Genomic DNA, 16,887 nt, shown 5'->3' with positions numbered 1-16,887 from the left:
CTAGAAGGCGGGTTCGTCCCCGAACTGGATCCGAACCTTGACACACGAGGCCAAGCGCGCCGCCCGCATCAGCCGTAAGACGGCGGAGACCGACCTGCAGGTCGCCATCGATCTCGACGGGACGGGGCGTGCACAGGTGTCGACGGGCGTCGGCTTCTTCGACCACATGCTCGAGCTGTTCGCGCGTCACGCGCTGTTCGACCTCGACGTGGCCGTGACCGGCGATCTCCATGTCGATCATCACCATACGGTCGAGGATACCGGCATCGCCCTCGGACAGGCCTTCGCCCAGGCTCTGTCCGACAAGCGCGGCATCGGTCGCTACGCCGACATCCACCTGCCGATGGACGAGACCCTGACCCGGGTCGCCATCGACATCTCGGGTCGGCCGTTTCTCGTGTTCCGCACCCAGTTCCGGGTCGAGAAGATCGGACATTTCGACACCGAACTCGTTCGCGAATGGTTCCAGGCCTTCGCGATGAATGCCGGCATCACGCTGCATGTCGAGACGCTCTACGGCGACAATGCCCACCATATCGCCGAGAGCTGCTTCAAGGGCTTGGCCCGCGCCTTGCGGCAGGCTGTCGCGATCGATCCGCGCGAGGGCGGCCGCGTTCCGTCGACGAAGGGGTCGCTCTGATCCGCACCGCGGGTCGGCAGGGAGGATGCGAGACGTGATGCGCACCTATACGTTGCACCCCGCGCGGGGCGCTCTCGCCGGCGAGGCCCACGGTCTCGAGCGGGCACACCTGGTGCCGGACGGCTTCTCCTGGCCGGCCTTCGCCTTCGGTCCCCTGTGGTTCTTCTTTCACCGCCTCTGGCTGGCCGGTCTCGGCGTGCTGGCGCTCCTCGTCCTCGTCGCTTTCGGGGTACGGTTTTTCGGGCTCACACCCATCGCCGGATTCGTGGTCACGCTGCTGATCTCGATCCTGATCGGCCTGGAAGCCTCGTCTCTGCGGCGCTGGACCTATGCGCGAGCGGGACGCCCCGTGCGCGACGCGATCACCGCCGCCAACGCCGAGGAGGCCGAGATGAAGGCCGCTGCCCGCTGGCTCGCCGGCGCGCCTTTGGGGCGGACCGGGCCTGTGTCTCAGGTCGCCGTAACGGTGCCGCCGAGCGACCTCGCCATCGGCATGTTCCCGTTCAGCGAGGGGCGGCGGTGAGCGCTGAGACGGTCGCGATCATCGATTACGGCTCGGGCAACCTCCACTCCGCCGCCAAGGCGTTCGAGCGGGCGGCACGGGAGGCCGGCCTCGACGAAACCCGCATCGTCCTGACGAGCGAGGCCGAGGCGGTTGCCACGGCCGACCGTGTGGTGCTGCCGGGGGTCGGTGCCTATGCCGATTGCCGCCGCGGGCTGGATGCCGTGCCCGGAATGGTCGAGGCGATGACCCACGCCGCACACGCGCGTGGGCGTCCCTTCCTCGGAATCTGCGTGGGCATGCAACTCCTGGCGACGCGTGGCCTGGAGCACGACACGACCGCCGGCCTCGGCTGGATCCCCGGTGATGTCGGCCCGATACAGCCGGCGGACCCGGGTCTCAAGGTGCCCCACATGGGCTGGAACACCCTGGAGGTCGACCGGCCGCATGCGCTCCTGTCCGACATTCCGACCGGCGGGAGCGGCTTGCACGCCTATTTCGTGCACAGCTACGCGCTGTCGCCGGAGCGGATGGAGGACCGCGTCGCCCACAGCGATTACGGCGGCCCGGTCACCGCGATGGTGGCGCGCGACAACGTCGCCGGCACCCAGTTCCATCCGGAGAAGAGCCAGCGCCTCGGCCTCGCGCTGCTCGCCAACTTCCTGCGCTGGCGCCCCTGAGGCGCAGATCCCATCTTTGAACCGTCACACCCGAAAGCGAACCGACGCGTGATCCTGTTTCCGGCCATCGATCTCAAGGAAGGGCGCTGCGTCCGCCTCGTGCAGGGCGACATGGCGCAGGCCATCGTGTTCAGCGACGATCCGGCGGCCCAGGCCGCGGTCTTCGAGGAGCAGGGCTTCTCCTGGCTGCACGTGGTCGATCTCGACGGAGCCTTCGCGGGCGCGCCGATGAACGCGGGGGCCGTCGACGCGATCCTGGCGCGGACCAAGCTGCCGGTACAGCTCGGCGGCGGCATCCGCGAGATGCGGACCCTGGAAGCGTGGCTGGCCAAGGGCGTCAGCCGCGTCATCATCGGCACCGCCGCCGTGCGCGATCCGGCCTTCGTGCGCGAGGCCGCCCGCCTCTATCCCGGAAAGATCGCCGTCGGCATCGACGCCAAGGACGGTCGCGTCGCGGTCGAGGGCTGGGCCACCACGTCCAGCATGACGGCCGAGGAGCTTGGCCGCCGGTTCGAGGATGCCGGGGTCGCGGCGATCATCTACACCGACATCGCGCGAGACGGCATCCTCAAGGGCCTCAACATCGAGATGACCCTGGGACTCGCCCGTGCCGTGACGATCCCGGTGATCGCCTCCGGCGGGCTCGCCTCGATCGAGGACGTCCACCGCATCCTGGAGCCGGATTGTGCGCTCCTCGCCGGTGCCATCACGGGTCGGGCCCTCTATGACGGCCGGATCGACCCGCGCGAGGCCCTGGCCGCCATCCGTCGCGCGACCGGTGCGGCCGACGCCGCGCCGGCGACCTGACGCGTCCGAGGCTTCCCGTGCTCAAGACCCGCATCATTCCCTGCCTGGACGTGAAGGACGGCCGTGTCGTCAAGGGCGTGCAGTTCCTCGAACTTCGCGACGCCGGAGATCCGGTCGAGGCGGCCAAGGCCTACGACGCGGCCGGCGCCGACGAACTCTGCTTCCTCGACATCACGGCGAGCCACGAGGATCGCGGCACGCTCGTCGACGTCGTCAGCCGCACGGCCGAGGCCTGCTTCATGCCGCTCACCGTCGGCGGCGGCATCCGCACCGTCGCGGACATCCGCACCCTGCTGCTGGCCGGGGCCGACAAGGTCTCGATCAATACGGCGGCCGTGAACGATCCCGATTTCGTCGCCCGTGGGGCGGAGAAGTTCGGGAGCCAGTGCATCGTGGTGGCGATCGACGCCAAGCGCACCTCCGGTCCCGGCGAGCCGCCGGAATGGCAGATCTTCACCCATGGCGGGCGCAAGCCCACAGGGATCGACGCCATCGACTTCGCCCGCATCGTCACCGCCCGTGGCGCCGGAGAATTGCTGGTGACCTCGATGGATCGCGACGGGATGCGGTCCGGCTACGACATCGGCCTGACGCGGGCCATCTCCGATGCCGTCTCCGTCCCGGTCATCGCCTCGGGCGGCGTCGGCGGCCTGGACGACCTGGTGGCAGGCGTCCGCGAGGGGGGAGCCAGCGCGGTCCTGGCGGCCTCGATCTTCCATTTCGGGCAGCACACCGTCTCCGAGGCCAAGGCCCACATGGCTGCGGCCGGCCTTTCCATGCGCCTCGATCTCTGAGGCCGACTTCCGCACCCCTTGCGTCATGATCAATCGTGCCGCACGCTCGGTTGCATGGCACGATAGGCCCGGTTAGCCGGGACCAGGATTGTATGACCCAGTTCACTCTCAGCGACCTCGAAGCCCTCGTCGCGGATCGCGCGACAGCCACGCCCGAGACCTCCTACACCGCGAAACTCCTGGCCGGCGGCCCGTCCAAGCCTGCAAAGAAGCTCGGTGAGGAAGCGGTCGAGGCGGCGATCGCAGCCGTCCAGGGCGACCGCTCGGGCCTCGTCGCCGAAGCGGCGGATGTGCTGTACCACCTCATGGTCGTGCTGCGGGGCGGCGGCATTCCTCTGGAGGAGGTGATGGCCGAGCTCGAGCAGCGCACGGCGCAGAGCGGGATCGCCGAGAAGGCCTCCCGGGGCCCTGCGTGAACGCTGAGCCACCCTTCTCCGTGTCGCCCTTGGTCGTGCCCTCCCTGGCGGTCGGCCGGGCCGAGCGGCCAATGGTCGAGGGCCAGGACCCGGTCACCGGCCAGGGCTCCGAACGGCTGTCGCCCTACCGTCTTTTCACCCGCGAGGAATGGGCGCAGCTGCGCGCCGATACGCCTCTCACCTTGGCGGCGGAGGAGGTGTCGCGCCTGCAGTCCTTGAATGATCCGATCTCGGTCGAGGAGGTGGAGGCGATCTATTTGCCGCTCTCGCGCCTGCTCTCGCTCTACGTTGCGGCGACGCAAGGGTTGTTCAAGGCGACCCAGCGCTTTCTGCTGGCCGAACACGAGACCAAGGTCCCCTACATCATCGGCCTCGCTGGTTCTGTGGCCGTGGGCAAGTCGACCTCCGCCCGCGTGCTCGCCGCCTTGCTGGCCCGCTGGCCGAACACCCCGAAGGTCGACCTGATCACCACCGACGGGTTCCTGCTGCCCAACGCCGAGCTGAAGCGGATGGGCGCGATGGAGCGGAAAGGCTTTCCCGAGAGCTACGACACCGCCGCGCTGCTGCGTTTCCTCACTGACATCAAGGCTGGCAAGAAGCGGGTCGCGGCCCCCCTCTACTCCCACCTCGTCTACGACGTCATGCAGGGTGAGGAACGGATCATCGAGTCTCCCGATATCCTCATCGTCGAGGGACTAAACGTCCTGCAGCCGGCACGCCTGCCGCGCGACGGCACCGCGATCCCGTTCGTCTCCGACTTCTTCGACTTCTCGATCTATCTCGACGGACACGAGGACGACCTGCACCGCTGGTACGTCAACCGCTTCCTGCGCCTGCGGCAGACCGCCTTTCGCGATCCGCTGTCATACTTTCGCAAGTACGCCGAGGTGACGGAGGCCGAGGCGATCGAGATCGCCGACACGCTGTGGACGACCATCAACCTGCCGAACCTGCGGGACAACATCCTGCCGACCCGGCAGCGAGCCAGCCTGATCCTCGCCAAGGGGGCCAGTCACCGCATCGAGTCGGTGGCGCTGCGCCGGCTCTGAGGATGCCAACGGTTCAGATCGCTAGCTCAGCGGGTAGGCCGCCTCGACCACATAGGGGCCGCCACCCTTCGATTCCCGCGCCGAAAACAGCGCCACGCGCTCGGCCGTAAAGATGAGAGGCGTGAACAGGCCGCGTTCGCCCAGATAGGCAGCGACATCCTCCGCGCCGGCCTCGCGGCGCAGGCGGGCGAGGGTGACGTGGGGCGTGAACTTGCGTCGCTCCGCCTCCGCCCCGACTCGACGGGCCAAGCGCTCCTGCTCGGCCTGAAGATCGAGAAGCTCAGGGTTGGGCGTCACCGTCGCGAGGATCGCACGCGGCCTCTCGCCGCCGAAGCTTGCCAGGCCGTCGAGCGTCACGGCGAAGGGCGCCCTGGATCGCGCCTCGATCAGCCTCTCGTGCAGCGCCTCGGCGACCTCGACCTCGACGTCTCCGAGGAAGCGCAGGGTGATGTGGTAGTCGGAGGGCTTGATCCAGCGGCTTCCGGGCAGGGCTCCGCGCTTCAGCGCCAGCGCCCGGCCGATATCGGGAGGAATCTCAAGTCCGGTGAACAGGCGCGGCACGGATTCAGCGGGCCTTCGGCTCGAGGCGGTCGAGGAAGGTCTCGACGGTCGGCAACATCGCGGCCACGATCGTCTCGACCCCTTTCGCATTCGGATGCAGGCCGTCGTCCAAGTGGGCCTGCCGGTCGCCGATGATGCCGTCGAGGAAGAACGGGTAGAGGATGAGACCATGGCTTTTGGCGAGATCGGGATAGATCGCGTCGAACCGTGCCACGTAGTCCGGCCCGAGGTTGGGCGAGGCTTTCATTCCGGCGAGGAGGACCGGGATGCCGCGTGCCTTCAACCGCGCGATCATCGCGTCGAGGGCCTTGCGGGTCACGGCAGGATCGGTGCCGCGCAGCATGTCGTTGGCGCCGAGTTCGAGGATGACGCCGTCGGTCCCATCCGGGATCGACCATTCGAGGCGGTCGAGACCGCCCGTGGTGGTGTCGCCCGAAACGCCTGCATTCGCCACCGTGACCGCACGTCCGCGCGCCTTGAGGGCGCGCTCCAGTACCACCGGAAAGGCAGCATTCGCGGGCAGGCGATATCCGGCGGTCAGGCTGTCGCCAAAGGCCACCAGCGTCACGGGCGGCGCATCGGGCGCAGCGCGCAGGGGCAGGATGCCGAGGCCGAGTGCGGCAAAGAGCGTCATCGAAGCTACGAGGCTGAAAGCGTCATGGCGCGCCGCTTGCCGGCGGACCATATCGGCGAGGCGTGAGACTCCACACAGACCCATTCGATCAAGACCCCGACCCTTGCATTCATGTTGCCCGCATCCATCATGATGCCCGCTGTTCACAGATCGGTTGCCCGTTGAAGTCCGACAACCCCATCGTGCCGACGGCGCAGACCATCGCCCTGTCCGATATCGACCTGAGCCTCGGCCGCGGCGCGGCCCGCGTCCACGTGTTGCGGGGTATCTCCCTCGACGTCGCAGCGGGCGAGGCGGTGGGTCTGGTGGGTCCCTCGGGCTCCGGCAAGTCGACCCTGCTGATGGTCATGGCCGGCCTGGAGCGGCCCCACTCGGGTCGCATCGTCGTGGAAGGGACCGATCTCGGAAGCCTCGACGAGGATGCCCTGGCACGCTTTCGCGGACGCCGCATCGGCATCGTGTTCCAGGCCTTTCACCTCGTGCCGACGATGACGGCCCTGGAGAACGTGGCGCTACCTCTCGAGCTCGCCGACCAGCCCGATGCCCATCGGCGGGCACAGGCGGAGCTGGAGGCGGTCGGACTCGGCCACCGGCTGCACCATTATCCGGCGCAGCTTTCGGGGGGCGAGCAGCAGCGCGTCGCCATTGCCCGCGCCATCGCGCCCGACCCAGCGATTCTCGTGGCTGACGAGCCGACCGGCAATCTCGACGAGGCGACCGGGCGGCAGATCGTCGATCTGCTCTTCGCACTGAAGCGCGACCGCGGCGCGACTCTCGTCCTCGTGACCCACGATCCCGGCCTTGCGCGCCTCTGCGATCGCACCGTTCGCCTCCGCTCCGGCCGGGTCGAAGCGCCGGTGCCGGTCGAGGCCTGATCCGATGCATGGGACCCTGCCCAAGCCGAGCGCCCGTTCCCCGCGCAGCCGGATCCCGCTGACCCTGCGCCTCGCCTTCCGCGAGTTGCGCGGCGGGCTGGCGGGCTTCACCGTATTTCTCGCCTGCATCGCCCTCGGCGTCGCGGCGATCGCCGGCGTCGCCTCGATCTCGCGCTCGCTCACCGAAGGCCTCGGCCGGGAGGGTTCGCGCATCCTCGGCGGCGATCTCACCTACAGCCTGATCAACCGGGAAGCGACGCCCGAGGAGCGCGCCGCGCTCGACGCGCAGGGCCGCGTCTCAGTGGTGACGACCCTGCGGGCCATGGCCGTAGCCGGCGAGACCGGGGCGGCCCTCGTCGAGCTGAAGGCGGTGGGCGTCGATTATCCCACCGCCGGCGAACTCGTCACCGACCCCGCCCTGCCGCTCGCCGATCTCCTGGTCGAGCGCGACGGTGCTGCGGGTGCGATCGCCGACCCAGCTCTACTGACCCGGCTCGACCTGAAGGTCGGTGACCGCATCACGATCGCGGGGCGGCCCTTCGTCCTGCGCGCCACCCTCGTGTCGGAGCCGGACCGCATCGCCAACGGCATCGGCTTCGGCCCACGGGTGCTGATCACGCACGAGGCCCTGGCCGCCTCGGGCCTGATCCGTCCGGGCAGCCTGAACCGCTGGAGCTACCGGCTCCAACTCCCGGGCACCGCGGACGCCGCCCTCGAGACGCGCGCGGCCGCCATCGCCAAGGCCGTGCCGGACGCTGGCTGGGAAATGCGGGCCCGCACCAATGCCGATCCGCGCTTTGCCAAGAGCATCGAGCGTTTCACGCAGTTCCTCACCCTGGTCGGTCTGACGGCGCTGATCGTCGGCGGGGTTGGGGTCGCCAATGCCGTCGCGGCCTTCGTCGAGCGCAAGCGGGGCTCCATCGCCACCTTGAAGAGCGTCGGTGCGCCGGGGGGACAGGTCGTCGTCCTCTACCTCACCCAGGTTCTCCTGATCGCGGGCCTCGGCATCGTGATCGGTCTCGTGGTGGGGGCGCTGCTCCCCTTCGGCCTCGACGCGCTGTTCCACGACGCCCTGCCGCTACCGCTCAACCCGACGATCGCGCCCGGCGAACTCAGCCTCGCGGCGGCCTACGGCTTCCTGACGGCGCTCGCCTTCGCCATCCTGCCCCTGGGTCGCGCCCACGACATTCCCGTCTCGGGCCTCTTCCGGGACGTGGTCGATCCGGGTTCCGCTCGTACCCGCCTGCGCTATCGGCTGATCCTGGCTGCGGCCCTGGCGGGACTCGTCGGACTGGCGCTGACCACCGCCTTCGACCGACGTCTGGCACTCATCTTCATCATCGCCGCCGGTCTCGCCTTCGGACTCCTGCGCCTCGTCGCCATCGGATTGATGGGGGTGGCACGGCGCCTGCCGCGCCCGCGCCTGGCGGCCCCCCGCATGGCCCTGGCGAACCTGCACCGCCCGGGGGCGCTCACCCCCGCCATCGTGCTTTCCCTCGGGCTTGGCGTGACCCTCCTGGTCACCCTGAGCCTCATCGACGCCAATGTCCGGCGAACGCTGACGAATTCCCTGCCCGCCAAGGCGCCCAATCTGTTCTTCCTCGACATCCCGTCGAGTGACGCGGATGCCTTCCACGCCTTCCTCGGGGGCTTGTCGCCCGGGGCGAAGATCGAGCGCGTTCCGATGATGCGCGGGCGGATCACTGCCCTCGACGATGTTCCGGCCGGCGAGATCAAGGCGCCCGACGATGCTGCCTGGGTGCTCGACGGGGACCGGGGCATCACCTACGCCGACGATCTGCCGGAAGGCTCGTCGTTGGTCTCGGGATCGTGGTGGAATGCCGAAGAGGCTCGCACGCCGCTCGTCTCCTTCGACGCGGAGTTCGCCGGCAAGCTCAACCTCTCGGTCGGCAGCACGGTCACGGTCAATGTTCTGGGACGGACGCTGAAGGCCCGGATCGCCAACCTGCGCAAGGTCGAGTGGCGCTCGCTGGGGATCAACTTCGTCATGGTGTTCTCGCCCGGCACGTTCCGGGGCGCACCGCATTCCGATCTCGCGACCCTCACCCTGCCGAACGGCCCCGACGCCAAGGCCGAGGCCGCGATCCTGCGCGACGTGGCGCGGACCTACCCATCGGTCACCAGCGTGCGGGTCAAGGAAGCGCTCGAAGCGGTGAGCGATATCGTCGCCAAGCTGGTCCTGGCCATCCGCGGCGCCAGCGGCATCGCCGTGGTGGCGAGCCTGTTCGTGCTGGCCGGCGCCCTGGCCGCCGGCCACCGCGCCAGGCTCTACGATGCGGTGGTGCTCAAGACGTTGGGGGCGACGCGGGGTCGGCTGCTCGCGGCCTACACCCTCGAATACGGGACCCTCGGCCTCGCCACCGCGATCTTCGGCCTCGCTGCAGGCACCCTGGCGGGCTGGGTCATCGTCACCCAGGTGATGAAGCTCGAATTCACCCTCGACCTGTCGGGCGCCATTCTGGCGGCGGCCCTCGCGGTCGCCTTCGCGATCATCCTCGGTCTCGCCGGAACCTGGCGCATCCTCGGCCAGAAACCGGCACCGTATCTGCGCCAGTTCTGAAACTGATGGTCACAGCACCTCAATGCCGGCCCTTCCCGCATCGGCGTAGCGCGCGCCGGCGACGGCGCCGGGGCCGAACAGCCCATCCAGTTCCGCGATCTCGGCCGCCGCCAGGGCGAGGTCCATGGCCGCCGCGTTCTCCGCGAGGCGGGCGACCCGCCGCGTACCCGGGATCGGCACCACCTCCGGCGCCTTGTCGACGAGCCAGGCCAGGGCGATCTGGGCCGGACTGGCGCCCCGCCGGGCCGCGATGGCCGCGAGCCCGTCGAGCAGGCTCTGGTTCCGGGCCAGGGCATCGGCCTGAAAGCGCGGATTGCCCCGGCGAAAATCGTCCGCGGCGAGCTGCGCCGGATCGAGCCCTCCGGTGAGGAAGCCGCGCCCGAGCGGCGCGTATGCCACGAAGGTGACGTCGAGGTCGCGGCAGGTCTGCAGCATTCCGGCCTCTGGCGCCCGGCTCCACAGGGAGTACTCGCTCTGGACCGCCGCGATCGGATGGATCGCGTGCGCGGCCCGCAGGGTTTCGGGCGAGACTTCGGACAGGCCGATTCCCCGCACCTTGCCCTGCTCGATCAGGCGCGCCATCGCGCCGATCGTCTCGGCCAGCGGGGTCTCCGGATTGCGGCGGTGGCAGTAGTAGAGATCGATGGTCTCGACGCCGAGCCGGGTCAGCGACGCCTCGCAGGCCGCGGTGAGATAGGCCGGCGTGTTGTCGATCCGCCGCTTCGCGCTGTCGTCCGGGCTCCCCGATGGGCGGACGATGCCGAATTTCGTGGCCAGCACGACCCGGTCGCGGCGGCCCTTCAGGAAGCGGCCGAGCAGGGCCTCGTTGTGGCCGAGGCCGTAGGTATCGGCGGTGTCGAGGAAATCGTAGCCGAGGTCGAGGGCCGCGGCGAGGGCGTCGAGGGATTCGGTCTCGTCGGAGGGGCCGTAGAATTCCGACATCCCCATGCAGCCGAGGCCTGGGACGGACACGGTGAGGCCGGTCTGGCCGAGAGGGCGTCGCTGCATGGGGGCTCCTGGATCGCGGTTCGCTTCAGCCATGTGCCATGCCGGCCGAACGGCGATAAGCTCAATGATCCTGGACGAACCGTTGAGCGAGACTCATCAATGCAGCGTGCCGATCTGGCCGACCTCGCCGTGTTCGCGGCCATCGCCCGGCACGGAAGCTTCCGGCGGGCCGCCCTTGATCTCGGCGTCTCCACCTCCGCGCTGAGCCACGCCCTGCGGGGCCTGGAGACCCGGATGGGGGTGCGGCTGCTCCATCGCACCACCCGGAGCGTCGCTCCGACCGAGGCGGGGGCGGCCCTGCTCGCCCGAATCGGGCCGGCCCTGGCCGAGATCGCCGAGGCGGTCGGCGCGGCGGGCGCCTTCCGCGAGACGCTGGGCGGCGCCCTGCGGATCAACGCGCCGCGCACCGCCTGCCGGTTCGTCCTGATGCCGCTGGTGGCGCGCTACCTCGCCCGGCATCCGGGGGTCCGCGTCGAGGTCGTGGCGGACGATGCCCTGACCGACGTGGTCGCCGGGGGATTCGATGCCGGAATCCGCTTCGGCGAGCATCTGGCCGGCGACATGATCGCGGTGCCGCTCGGAGGGCCGCAGCGCTTCGCGCTGGTGGGCGCCCCCGCCTACCTGGCCGGCCGGCCGGCGCCCGAAAGTCCGGCCGATCTCGCCGGTCACCTCTGCATCCGGCAACGTTTTCCGGGCGGCGCGATCTATCGCTGGGAACTCGGCAAGGACGGGCGGGACGTAACGGTTTCCGTCGACGGTCCGCTCATCGTCAACGATCAGGAGATGATCGTGGAGGCGGCGCTCGCGGGCCTCGGCCTCGGTCTGGTGTTCGAGGACGGCGTCGGCGGTCACCTCGCGTCCGGGCGGCTGGTGCGGCTGATGGCGGATTGGTGCCCGACCTTCCCCGGCCTGTTCCTGTACTATGCCGGCCGGCGCCAGATCCCGCCGCCGCTGCAGGCCTTCATCGACCTTCTGCGGCGGCCCCGGACCGAGCCTATGGCCACACCTTGATCGCCAGATTCCGGCGCAGGAGATCGCGGTCGGAGGTGATGGTGCAGCCCTCGGTGCGCAGCGTCACGTAGGTGAGGAAGGCCGAGTCGCCGGTATCGTCGAAGTTGCGCCCCTGGGCCTCGGGATCGAGCAGCGACGGATAGGCGATGAGTCCGCCGGGCGCCTGGCAGGGATCGTCGTACAGGGTGGCGCCGGCCAGGAGCAGACGCGGCGTGTCCCAGGCCAGGAGGTCGCGGGACGTCGTCCAGTAGAACCCGGATTGCGGAAAGCCGGTCCCGGCCTTGGCCATGAAGACCGCGATCCAGGCGCCGCTGCCCCGGTGACGCACCACGGCGCCCACCGGGGTCGGAAACGGCGCCACGGGCGCGCAGGTCGCCGCGCCCGGAATCGGCTTGGCGTAGGGATCGGGAAACGCCGCCGTGTAGCCGGTGCCGGACCAGGCCCGCCAGCTCGCCGGATCGGCCGGATCGCGCGCGCGAAACAGGCAGACGCCGCCGGACTGGTCGCTGCCCGGACGGTCCCAGCCCGTGGTGGAGGCGAGGAAGTAGCGCCAGGTCCCGTCCGAAACGATGTTCGACGGGTTGAAGAACCCGCGGTGACTGTCCTGTCCGACCTCCTGGCGGAAGGGCGCGCCGGCGACGACCACCGGCGGCGCCGCGCGGGTGAAGCTGCGTCCGCCATCGGTCGAGGCGGCCGCCACCACGGTGTTGTACCAGCACGCCATGTAGTCCTTCGCCCGGCAGCGGCCCGGGTGCTCGTTGGCGCGGTACTCGTGATGGACGAGGGCCGCGACGGCACGGCCGTCCTCGGTCCAGGTGGCGGTGATCCAGGAGGCGTCGTCGTAGGCGGCCGGGTCGGCCTTGCCGCCGGATTCGAGCACCACGGCACAATCCAGTTTCAGGGCGTCGAGGCGGGGGCCGCGAAAGGCGCGGTTGCGGTAATGCATGCCGAAGAGGGCAACCGCGCCGGAGGCCTCGCGGAAGGCGCGGGCCGAGGCGTCGGGCACGTCGACGCCGTCGCAGGCGTCGCGCCCGGCCTTGAACATCACCACCGGGGGGCCGACCAGGGTCAGGGCGGAGAGCGGCGAATCCGCAGCGGCCCGCGCCGGGCCGGCGAGGCAGACGAGACCGAGCAGGAGCCGGGCCGCGAGGGGGAGGGGGCGCGTCATCGGGGGTGCCTGGACATCGGCCGCAGATTGCGTTTTGAACCGTTACAGTTGGATTGTGCGCGCGCGTCCGCTCCCGGCCTTATCCACATCCGCCCGAAAACCCGTCGACCTCCCCGCTAAGGCCTTCCATGCTGATCCTCATCCTCGGGCTCGTGCTCTTCCTCGGCACGCACGCCTTCTCCATGGCGCGGGCGCGGCGGGCGCGGGTGATCGGCGAGGTCGGCGAGGGCCGCTACAAGCTCGCCTACACCCTGACCTCGCTCCTCGGCCTCGTCCTCATCGGCTACGGCTTCCACCTCTATCGCCAGTCCGGCTACATCGCCGTGTGGGACCCGCCGGTCTGGACCCGCCACCTGGCCCTGCTCCTGACCGCCCTGGCCTTCGTCGCCCTGGCCTCCGCCTATCTGCCCGGGCACATCCGGGCGCGCGCCAAGCACCCGATGCTGCTGGCCGTGAAGATCTGGGCGACGGCGCACCTGCTGGCCAACGGCGATCTCGGCTCGATCCTGCTGTTCGGGAGCTTCCTCGCCTGGGCCGTCATCGCGCGGATCAGCGCGAAGCGGCGCGCGCTGGCCCCCGGCGCCGTGGCGGCGCAGCATGCCGGTCCCGCGGCGGCCCTCGCCGGCTGGCGCAACGACGCCCTGGCCGTGGTGATCGGCCTCGCGGTCTGGTTCGCGTTCGCGCGCTACCTGCATCCGCTGCTGATCGGCGTCGCCGCCTGGCCGGGCCAGGCCTGAGGCGGTCCGAACCGGTCGCGCCGCGTCTAAACCGATCGCGCCGCGTCGAAGCGGGTCGCGCCGCGTCGAAGCCGGTCGCCAACGGCCCGCGCCTGTGATAGGCGCAGGCCTTCACCTTCACGCAACGGCCGCTCGGTTCCCGATCGGCGTGAGACGACATGGCCGAAAACAACGAGTTCATCCGCGAGGTCAACGAGGACTATCGCCGCGATCAGGTCGCCGAGATCTGGCGCCGCTACAGCGGCGTGATCATCGCGCTCGCGATCCTCGTGGTGGCCGCCGTGGGTGGCTGGCGCTACTGGCAGCACGACCAGCGGGTGCGCGCCGAGGCCGCCTCCGAGCGCTTCGAGATCGCCAACCGCCTCGCCCGCGAGGGCAAGTCGGCGGACGCCGACAAGGCCTTCGAGGCGATCGAGAGCGATGCGCCGTCGGGCTACGCCCTGCTGGCACGCTTCCGCTCCGCCACCGAGACCGCCAAGCGGGATCCGAAGGCGGGCGCCGCCGAGTACGACGCGCTCGCCAACGACACCAAGGTGAGCACCGGCCTGCGCGACCTCGCCCGCCTGCGCTCGGCGCTGCTGCGCCTCGACGGCACGGAGCCCGACGCCGCCCTGGCGACGCTGCAGGGTCTCGCCGCCCCGAACGGCCCCTTCCGCCACACGGCCCGCGAGATGCTCGGCCTCGTCGCCCTGAAGCGGGGCGACTACGACGGCGCCGGCCGCTGGTTCGACCAGATCAACGCCGACCTGCAGACGCCGCAGAACCTGCGCCAGCGCATCGAGGTCTACGCGGCCCTGGTGGCCGGCGGACCCGTCGCCGTGACCGCCGCGGCGCCCGCCGCGCCGGCCGCTCCCCCACCCGTCACGCGCTGAGCCCTCGACCCGCTTCTCCCGGACGTCTGACTGAAACGAGCACACCATGGATATGCCGACCGTCGCGATCGTCGGACGGCCGAACGTCGGCAAGTCGACCCTGTTCAACCGCCTCGTGGGCAAGAAGCTTGCCCTGGTGGACGACCGTCCGGGCGTGACCCGCGACCGGCGCGAGGGCGACGTCAATTTCGGTGGTCTCGTCTTCCGCATCATCGACACCGCCGGCCTCGAGGAAGCCGATCCCGGCTCCCTGCTGGGCCGCATGCGCGCGCAGACCGAGGCCGCGATCCTCGAGGCCGACGTGGTGCTGTTCGTGATCGACGCCCGCGCCGGCGTGCTCCCGGCCGACCAGCCCTTCGCCGAGATGGTGCGTCGCGCCGGCTGCCCGGTGATCCTCATCGCCAACAAGGCGGAAGGGGGCGCCGGCCTGTCGGGCGCCTACGAGGCGTTCTCCCTGGGCCTCGGCGACCCGATCCCGTTCTCGGCCGAGCACGGCGAGGGCATCGGCGAACTCCATGACGCGCTGATCGAGAACCTGCCCAAGCACGACGAGGACGAAGAGTACGACGACGATCCGGAGAACCGCTCCCTGAAGGTCGCCATCGTCGGACGGCCCAATGCCGGCAAGTCGACCCTGATCAACCGGATGCTCGGCGAGGACCGCCTCCTCGTCGGTCCCGAAGCCGGCATCACCCGCGATTCGATCTCCCTCGACTGGGAGTGGCGGGGCCGGCGCATCAAGCTCCACGACACGGCGGGCATGCGCCGCAAGGCCCGGATCGACGACAAGCTCGAGAAACTCGCCGTCTCGGACGGCCTGCGCGCCGTGCGCTTCGCCGAGGTGGTGGTGGTGCTCCTCGACGCCACGATCCCGTTCGAGAAGCAGGACCTGACCATCGTCGACCTGATCGAGAGCGAGGGCCGCGCCCTCGTCATCGGCCTGAACAAGTGGGACCTCGTGGCCGACCAGAACGGCCTCCTGAAGAAGCTGCGCGAGGATTGCACCCGCCTGCTGCCCCAGGTCCGCGGCGTCGCGGTGGTGCCGCTCTCCGGCCTCGCCGGCGAGGGCATCGACAAGCTGATGCAGGCGGTCACCAGCGCCGAGGAGACCTGGAGCACCCGCGTCTCGACCTCGCGCATCAACGACTGGCTCAGCGAGGCGCTGCAGCGCAATCCGCCGCCGGCGGTCTCGGGCCGGCGCATCAAGATCCGCTACGCCACCCAGGTGAAGAGCCGCCCGCCGCACTTCGCCCTGTTCGGCAACCAGCTCGACGGCCTGCCGAAATCCTACACCCGCTATCTCGTCAACGGCCTGCGCGAGTCGTTCACGCTGCCGGGGACGCCGATCCGGCTCTCGCTGCGGACCTCGAAGAACCCGTTCGACCGGGAGAACAGGGGCTGAGGCCCGGGGGTCAGGCGGCTCCGCCCGTCGTCTCCGCCAGCCAGTCCACCACCGCGTCGAGGGCCTGACGGTTCGAGGTGTCGCCGTTGCGCGTCGCCTCGAAGGTCGCGATCTGGCACGCGGCACTGGTGCCGCGCTCCACGATGCGACGGGCCTGCGCGACTTCCGGTTCGCAGCCGAGGGCCGCGGCGTCCTCGGCGATGAGCGCCAGGAGGTTTTCGAGGGCCTGCGCGAAGGGCAGGGCTTCCTCGCTCGCCTCGTCGATCAGCTCCGCCTCGATCCCGCTGCGCTGGGCGCGCCACAGGTTCTCCTGTGCGAGCGCCCGCGAGACGCCGTCGAGCCCGGCGTCGAGGTCCGGCCGGCGCACCACGAGGCGGACGAGGCAGCGGTAGAGGGCTGCGATGGTGAGGGCGTCCTCCAGCCGGGTGCAGGAATCGGCGATGCGGAGCTCCAGGGTCGGGAACTTGATCGAGGGGCGCAGGGACCACCACAGGAAGCTCGCATCCTGGATCGAGCCCGCCCGGGTCATGATGCGGACGTAGCGCTCGTAGGCGGCGGCGTCGGCGAAGAGGTCGGGCAGGCCGGTGCGGGGCAACTCGCCGAAGGCGCTGAGGCGATAGGCGTTGAGCCCCGTCGGCTTGCCCTGCCAGAACGGCGACGAGGCCGAGAGGGCGAGCAGCAGCGGCTGGTAGGGCAGGAGCCGGTTCATCAGGTCGACGCGGGCGTCGGGGTCGGGCACCTCCACGTGGACATGCATGCCGCAGATCAGGCTGCGGCGCCCGGCGAGGCCGACATCGCGCAGGATGCCGCGGTAGCGGTCGCCCTTGGTGGGCAGCTGGCGCGCCCAATCCGCCACCGGATGGGTGCCGGCGGCGAACACCAGGAGGCCGTGCTCGCGCCCGAGCTTGGCCAGGGCCGAGCGCTGGCGGGCGAGGACGTCGCGGGCCTGCGCGAACTCCGTGGAGGGCGGCGTGCAGACCTCGACCTGACACTGCAGCAATTCGCGCCCGATCTCGGGGAGCTCCTCGCCGGCCTGGACGTGGAACGGCTTCACCGAGCGGCGCGGGGTGCCGCGCGTCTCGGCATCCGCCAGGAAGTACTCTTCCTCGATGCCGAAACGGTAGGGTGCGGAGGTCATCGGGAGCCTTGT

The 16,887-nt window shown here is 70.2% G+C and carries 18 protein-coding genes; 13 read left to right on the top strand and 5 right to left on the bottom strand.

What is annotated here, in order from left to right:
- Positions 1-37: 37 nt before the first annotated feature.
- The 7 genes from hisB to coaA all read left to right on the top strand — a co-directional run bounded on the left by hisB (position 38) and on the right by coaA (position 4,888).
- Complete coding sequence (hisB, locus tag ACLBWX_RS07710; RefSeq protein ID WP_447676483.1) at positions 38-640, top strand: imidazoleglycerol-phosphate dehydratase HisB; 603 nt, start codon at positions 38-40, stop codon at positions 638-640.
- A 37-nt stretch (positions 641-677) separates the two neighbouring features.
- Entirely contained in the window at positions 678-1,163 is a 486-nt protein-coding gene (locus tag ACLBWX_RS07705) for a DUF2628 domain-containing protein (RefSeq protein WP_447676542.1), read from the top strand.
- Complete coding sequence (gene hisH / locus ACLBWX_RS07700) at positions 1,160-1,822, top strand: imidazole glycerol phosphate synthase subunit HisH (RefSeq protein ID WP_447676482.1); 663 nt, start codon at positions 1,160-1,162, stop codon at positions 1,820-1,822. The genes ACLBWX_RS07705 and hisH overlap by 4 nt, the downstream gene beginning before the upstream one ends.
- A 48-nt stretch (positions 1,823-1,870) precedes the next feature.
- Positions 1,871-2,629 (top strand): 1-(5-phosphoribosyl)-5-[(5-phosphoribosylamino)methylideneamino]imidazole-4-carboxamide isomerase, encoded by a 759-nt coding sequence (hisA, locus tag ACLBWX_RS07695; protein ID WP_447676481.1) that lies wholly within the window; start codon positions 1,871-1,873, stop codon positions 2,627-2,629.
- Between the two features lie 17 nt (positions 2,630-2,646).
- Positions 2,647-3,423 (top strand): imidazole glycerol phosphate synthase subunit HisF, encoded by a 777-nt coding sequence (gene hisF / locus ACLBWX_RS07690; RefSeq protein ID WP_447676480.1) that lies wholly within the window; start codon positions 2,647-2,649, stop codon positions 3,421-3,423.
- Positions 3,424-3,515: 92 nt separating this feature from the next.
- Complete coding sequence (locus ACLBWX_RS07685) at positions 3,516-3,839, top strand: phosphoribosyl-ATP diphosphatase (protein ID WP_447676479.1); 324 nt, start codon at positions 3,516-3,518, stop codon at positions 3,837-3,839.
- Between the two features lie 71 nt (positions 3,840-3,910).
- Complete coding sequence (coaA, locus tag ACLBWX_RS07680; protein ID WP_447676541.1) at positions 3,911-4,888, top strand: type I pantothenate kinase; 978 nt, start codon at positions 3,911-3,913, stop codon at positions 4,886-4,888.
- A gap of 21 nt (positions 4,889-4,909) precedes the next feature.
- On the opposite strand, the gene thpR is transcribed toward coaA, so the two are convergent.
- Complete coding sequence (gene thpR, locus ACLBWX_RS07675; RefSeq protein ID WP_447676478.1) at positions 4,910-5,449, bottom strand: RNA 2',3'-cyclic phosphodiesterase; 540 nt, start codon at positions 5,447-5,449, stop codon at positions 4,910-4,912.
- 4 nt (positions 5,450-5,453) lie between these two features.
- Complete coding sequence (locus tag ACLBWX_RS07670; protein ID WP_447676477.1) at positions 5,454-6,083, bottom strand: arylesterase; 630 nt, start codon at positions 6,081-6,083, stop codon at positions 5,454-5,456.
- 161 nt (positions 6,084-6,244) lie between these two features.
- Here ACLBWX_RS07670 and ACLBWX_RS07665 point away from each other — a divergent pair, with 161 nt between their 5' ends.
- Positions 6,245-6,958 (top strand): ABC transporter ATP-binding protein, encoded by a 714-nt coding sequence (locus ACLBWX_RS07665; protein WP_447676476.1) that lies wholly within the window; start codon positions 6,245-6,247, stop codon positions 6,956-6,958.
- 4 nt (positions 6,959-6,962) lie between these two features.
- Positions 6,963-9,539, top strand: a complete 2,577-nt coding sequence (locus ACLBWX_RS07660; RefSeq protein WP_447676475.1) for an ABC transporter permease — start codon at positions 6,963-6,965, stop codon at positions 9,537-9,539.
- 9 nt (positions 9,540-9,548) lie between these two features.
- Here the strand turns inward: ACLBWX_RS07660 and ACLBWX_RS07655 are convergent, their stop codons facing one another.
- On the bottom strand, positions 9,549-10,547 hold the full coding sequence (locus ACLBWX_RS07655) for an aldo/keto reductase (protein ID WP_447676474.1): 999 nt from the start codon (positions 10,545-10,547) through the stop codon (positions 9,549-9,551).
- A 99-nt stretch (positions 10,548-10,646) separates the two neighbouring features.
- On the opposite strand from ACLBWX_RS07655, the gene ACLBWX_RS07650 reads away from it, so the two are divergent.
- Positions 10,647-11,558 (top strand): LysR family transcriptional regulator, encoded by a 912-nt coding sequence (locus ACLBWX_RS07650; protein WP_447676473.1) that lies wholly within the window; start codon positions 10,647-10,649, stop codon positions 11,556-11,558.
- Here ACLBWX_RS07650 and ACLBWX_RS07645 read toward each other — a convergent pair.
- Entirely contained in the window at positions 11,542-12,726 is a 1,185-nt protein-coding gene (locus ACLBWX_RS07645) for a hypothetical protein (RefSeq protein ID WP_447676472.1), read from the bottom strand. The genes ACLBWX_RS07650 and ACLBWX_RS07645 overlap by 17 nt on opposite strands.
- A gap of 128 nt (positions 12,727-12,854) precedes the next feature.
- Between ACLBWX_RS07645 and ACLBWX_RS07640 the strand changes: the two genes are divergently transcribed.
- From ACLBWX_RS07640 to der, 3 genes are all read left to right on the top strand, one after another.
- On the top strand, positions 12,855-13,463 hold the full coding sequence (locus tag ACLBWX_RS07640) for an NnrU family protein (protein WP_447676471.1): 609 nt from the start codon (positions 12,855-12,857) through the stop codon (positions 13,461-13,463).
- 158 nt (positions 13,464-13,621) lie between these two features.
- Positions 13,622-14,335 (top strand): tetratricopeptide repeat protein, encoded by a 714-nt coding sequence (locus ACLBWX_RS07635; protein ID WP_447676470.1) that lies wholly within the window; start codon positions 13,622-13,624, stop codon positions 14,333-14,335.
- A 46-nt stretch (positions 14,336-14,381) separates the two neighbouring features.
- Positions 14,382-15,737, top strand: a complete 1,356-nt coding sequence (gene der, locus ACLBWX_RS07630) for a ribosome biogenesis GTPase Der (protein WP_447676469.1) — start codon at positions 14,382-14,384, stop codon at positions 15,735-15,737.
- 10 nt (positions 15,738-15,747) lie between these two features.
- On the opposite strand, the gene ACLBWX_RS07625 is transcribed toward der, so the two are convergent.
- Positions 15,748-16,875 carry a carboxylate-amine ligase gene (locus ACLBWX_RS07625; RefSeq protein ID WP_447676468.1) on the bottom strand — a complete coding sequence of 376 codons (1,128 nt, stop codon included), beginning with the start codon at positions 16,873-16,875 and terminating at the stop codon, positions 15,748-15,750.
- Positions 16,876-16,887: the final 12 nt, after the last annotated feature.

This window comes from Methylobacterium sp. M6A4_1b, assembly GCF_053345175.1.
Note: the sequence above shows the minus strand (reverse complement) of the source record. Positions and strands in the feature narration are given on the sequence as shown.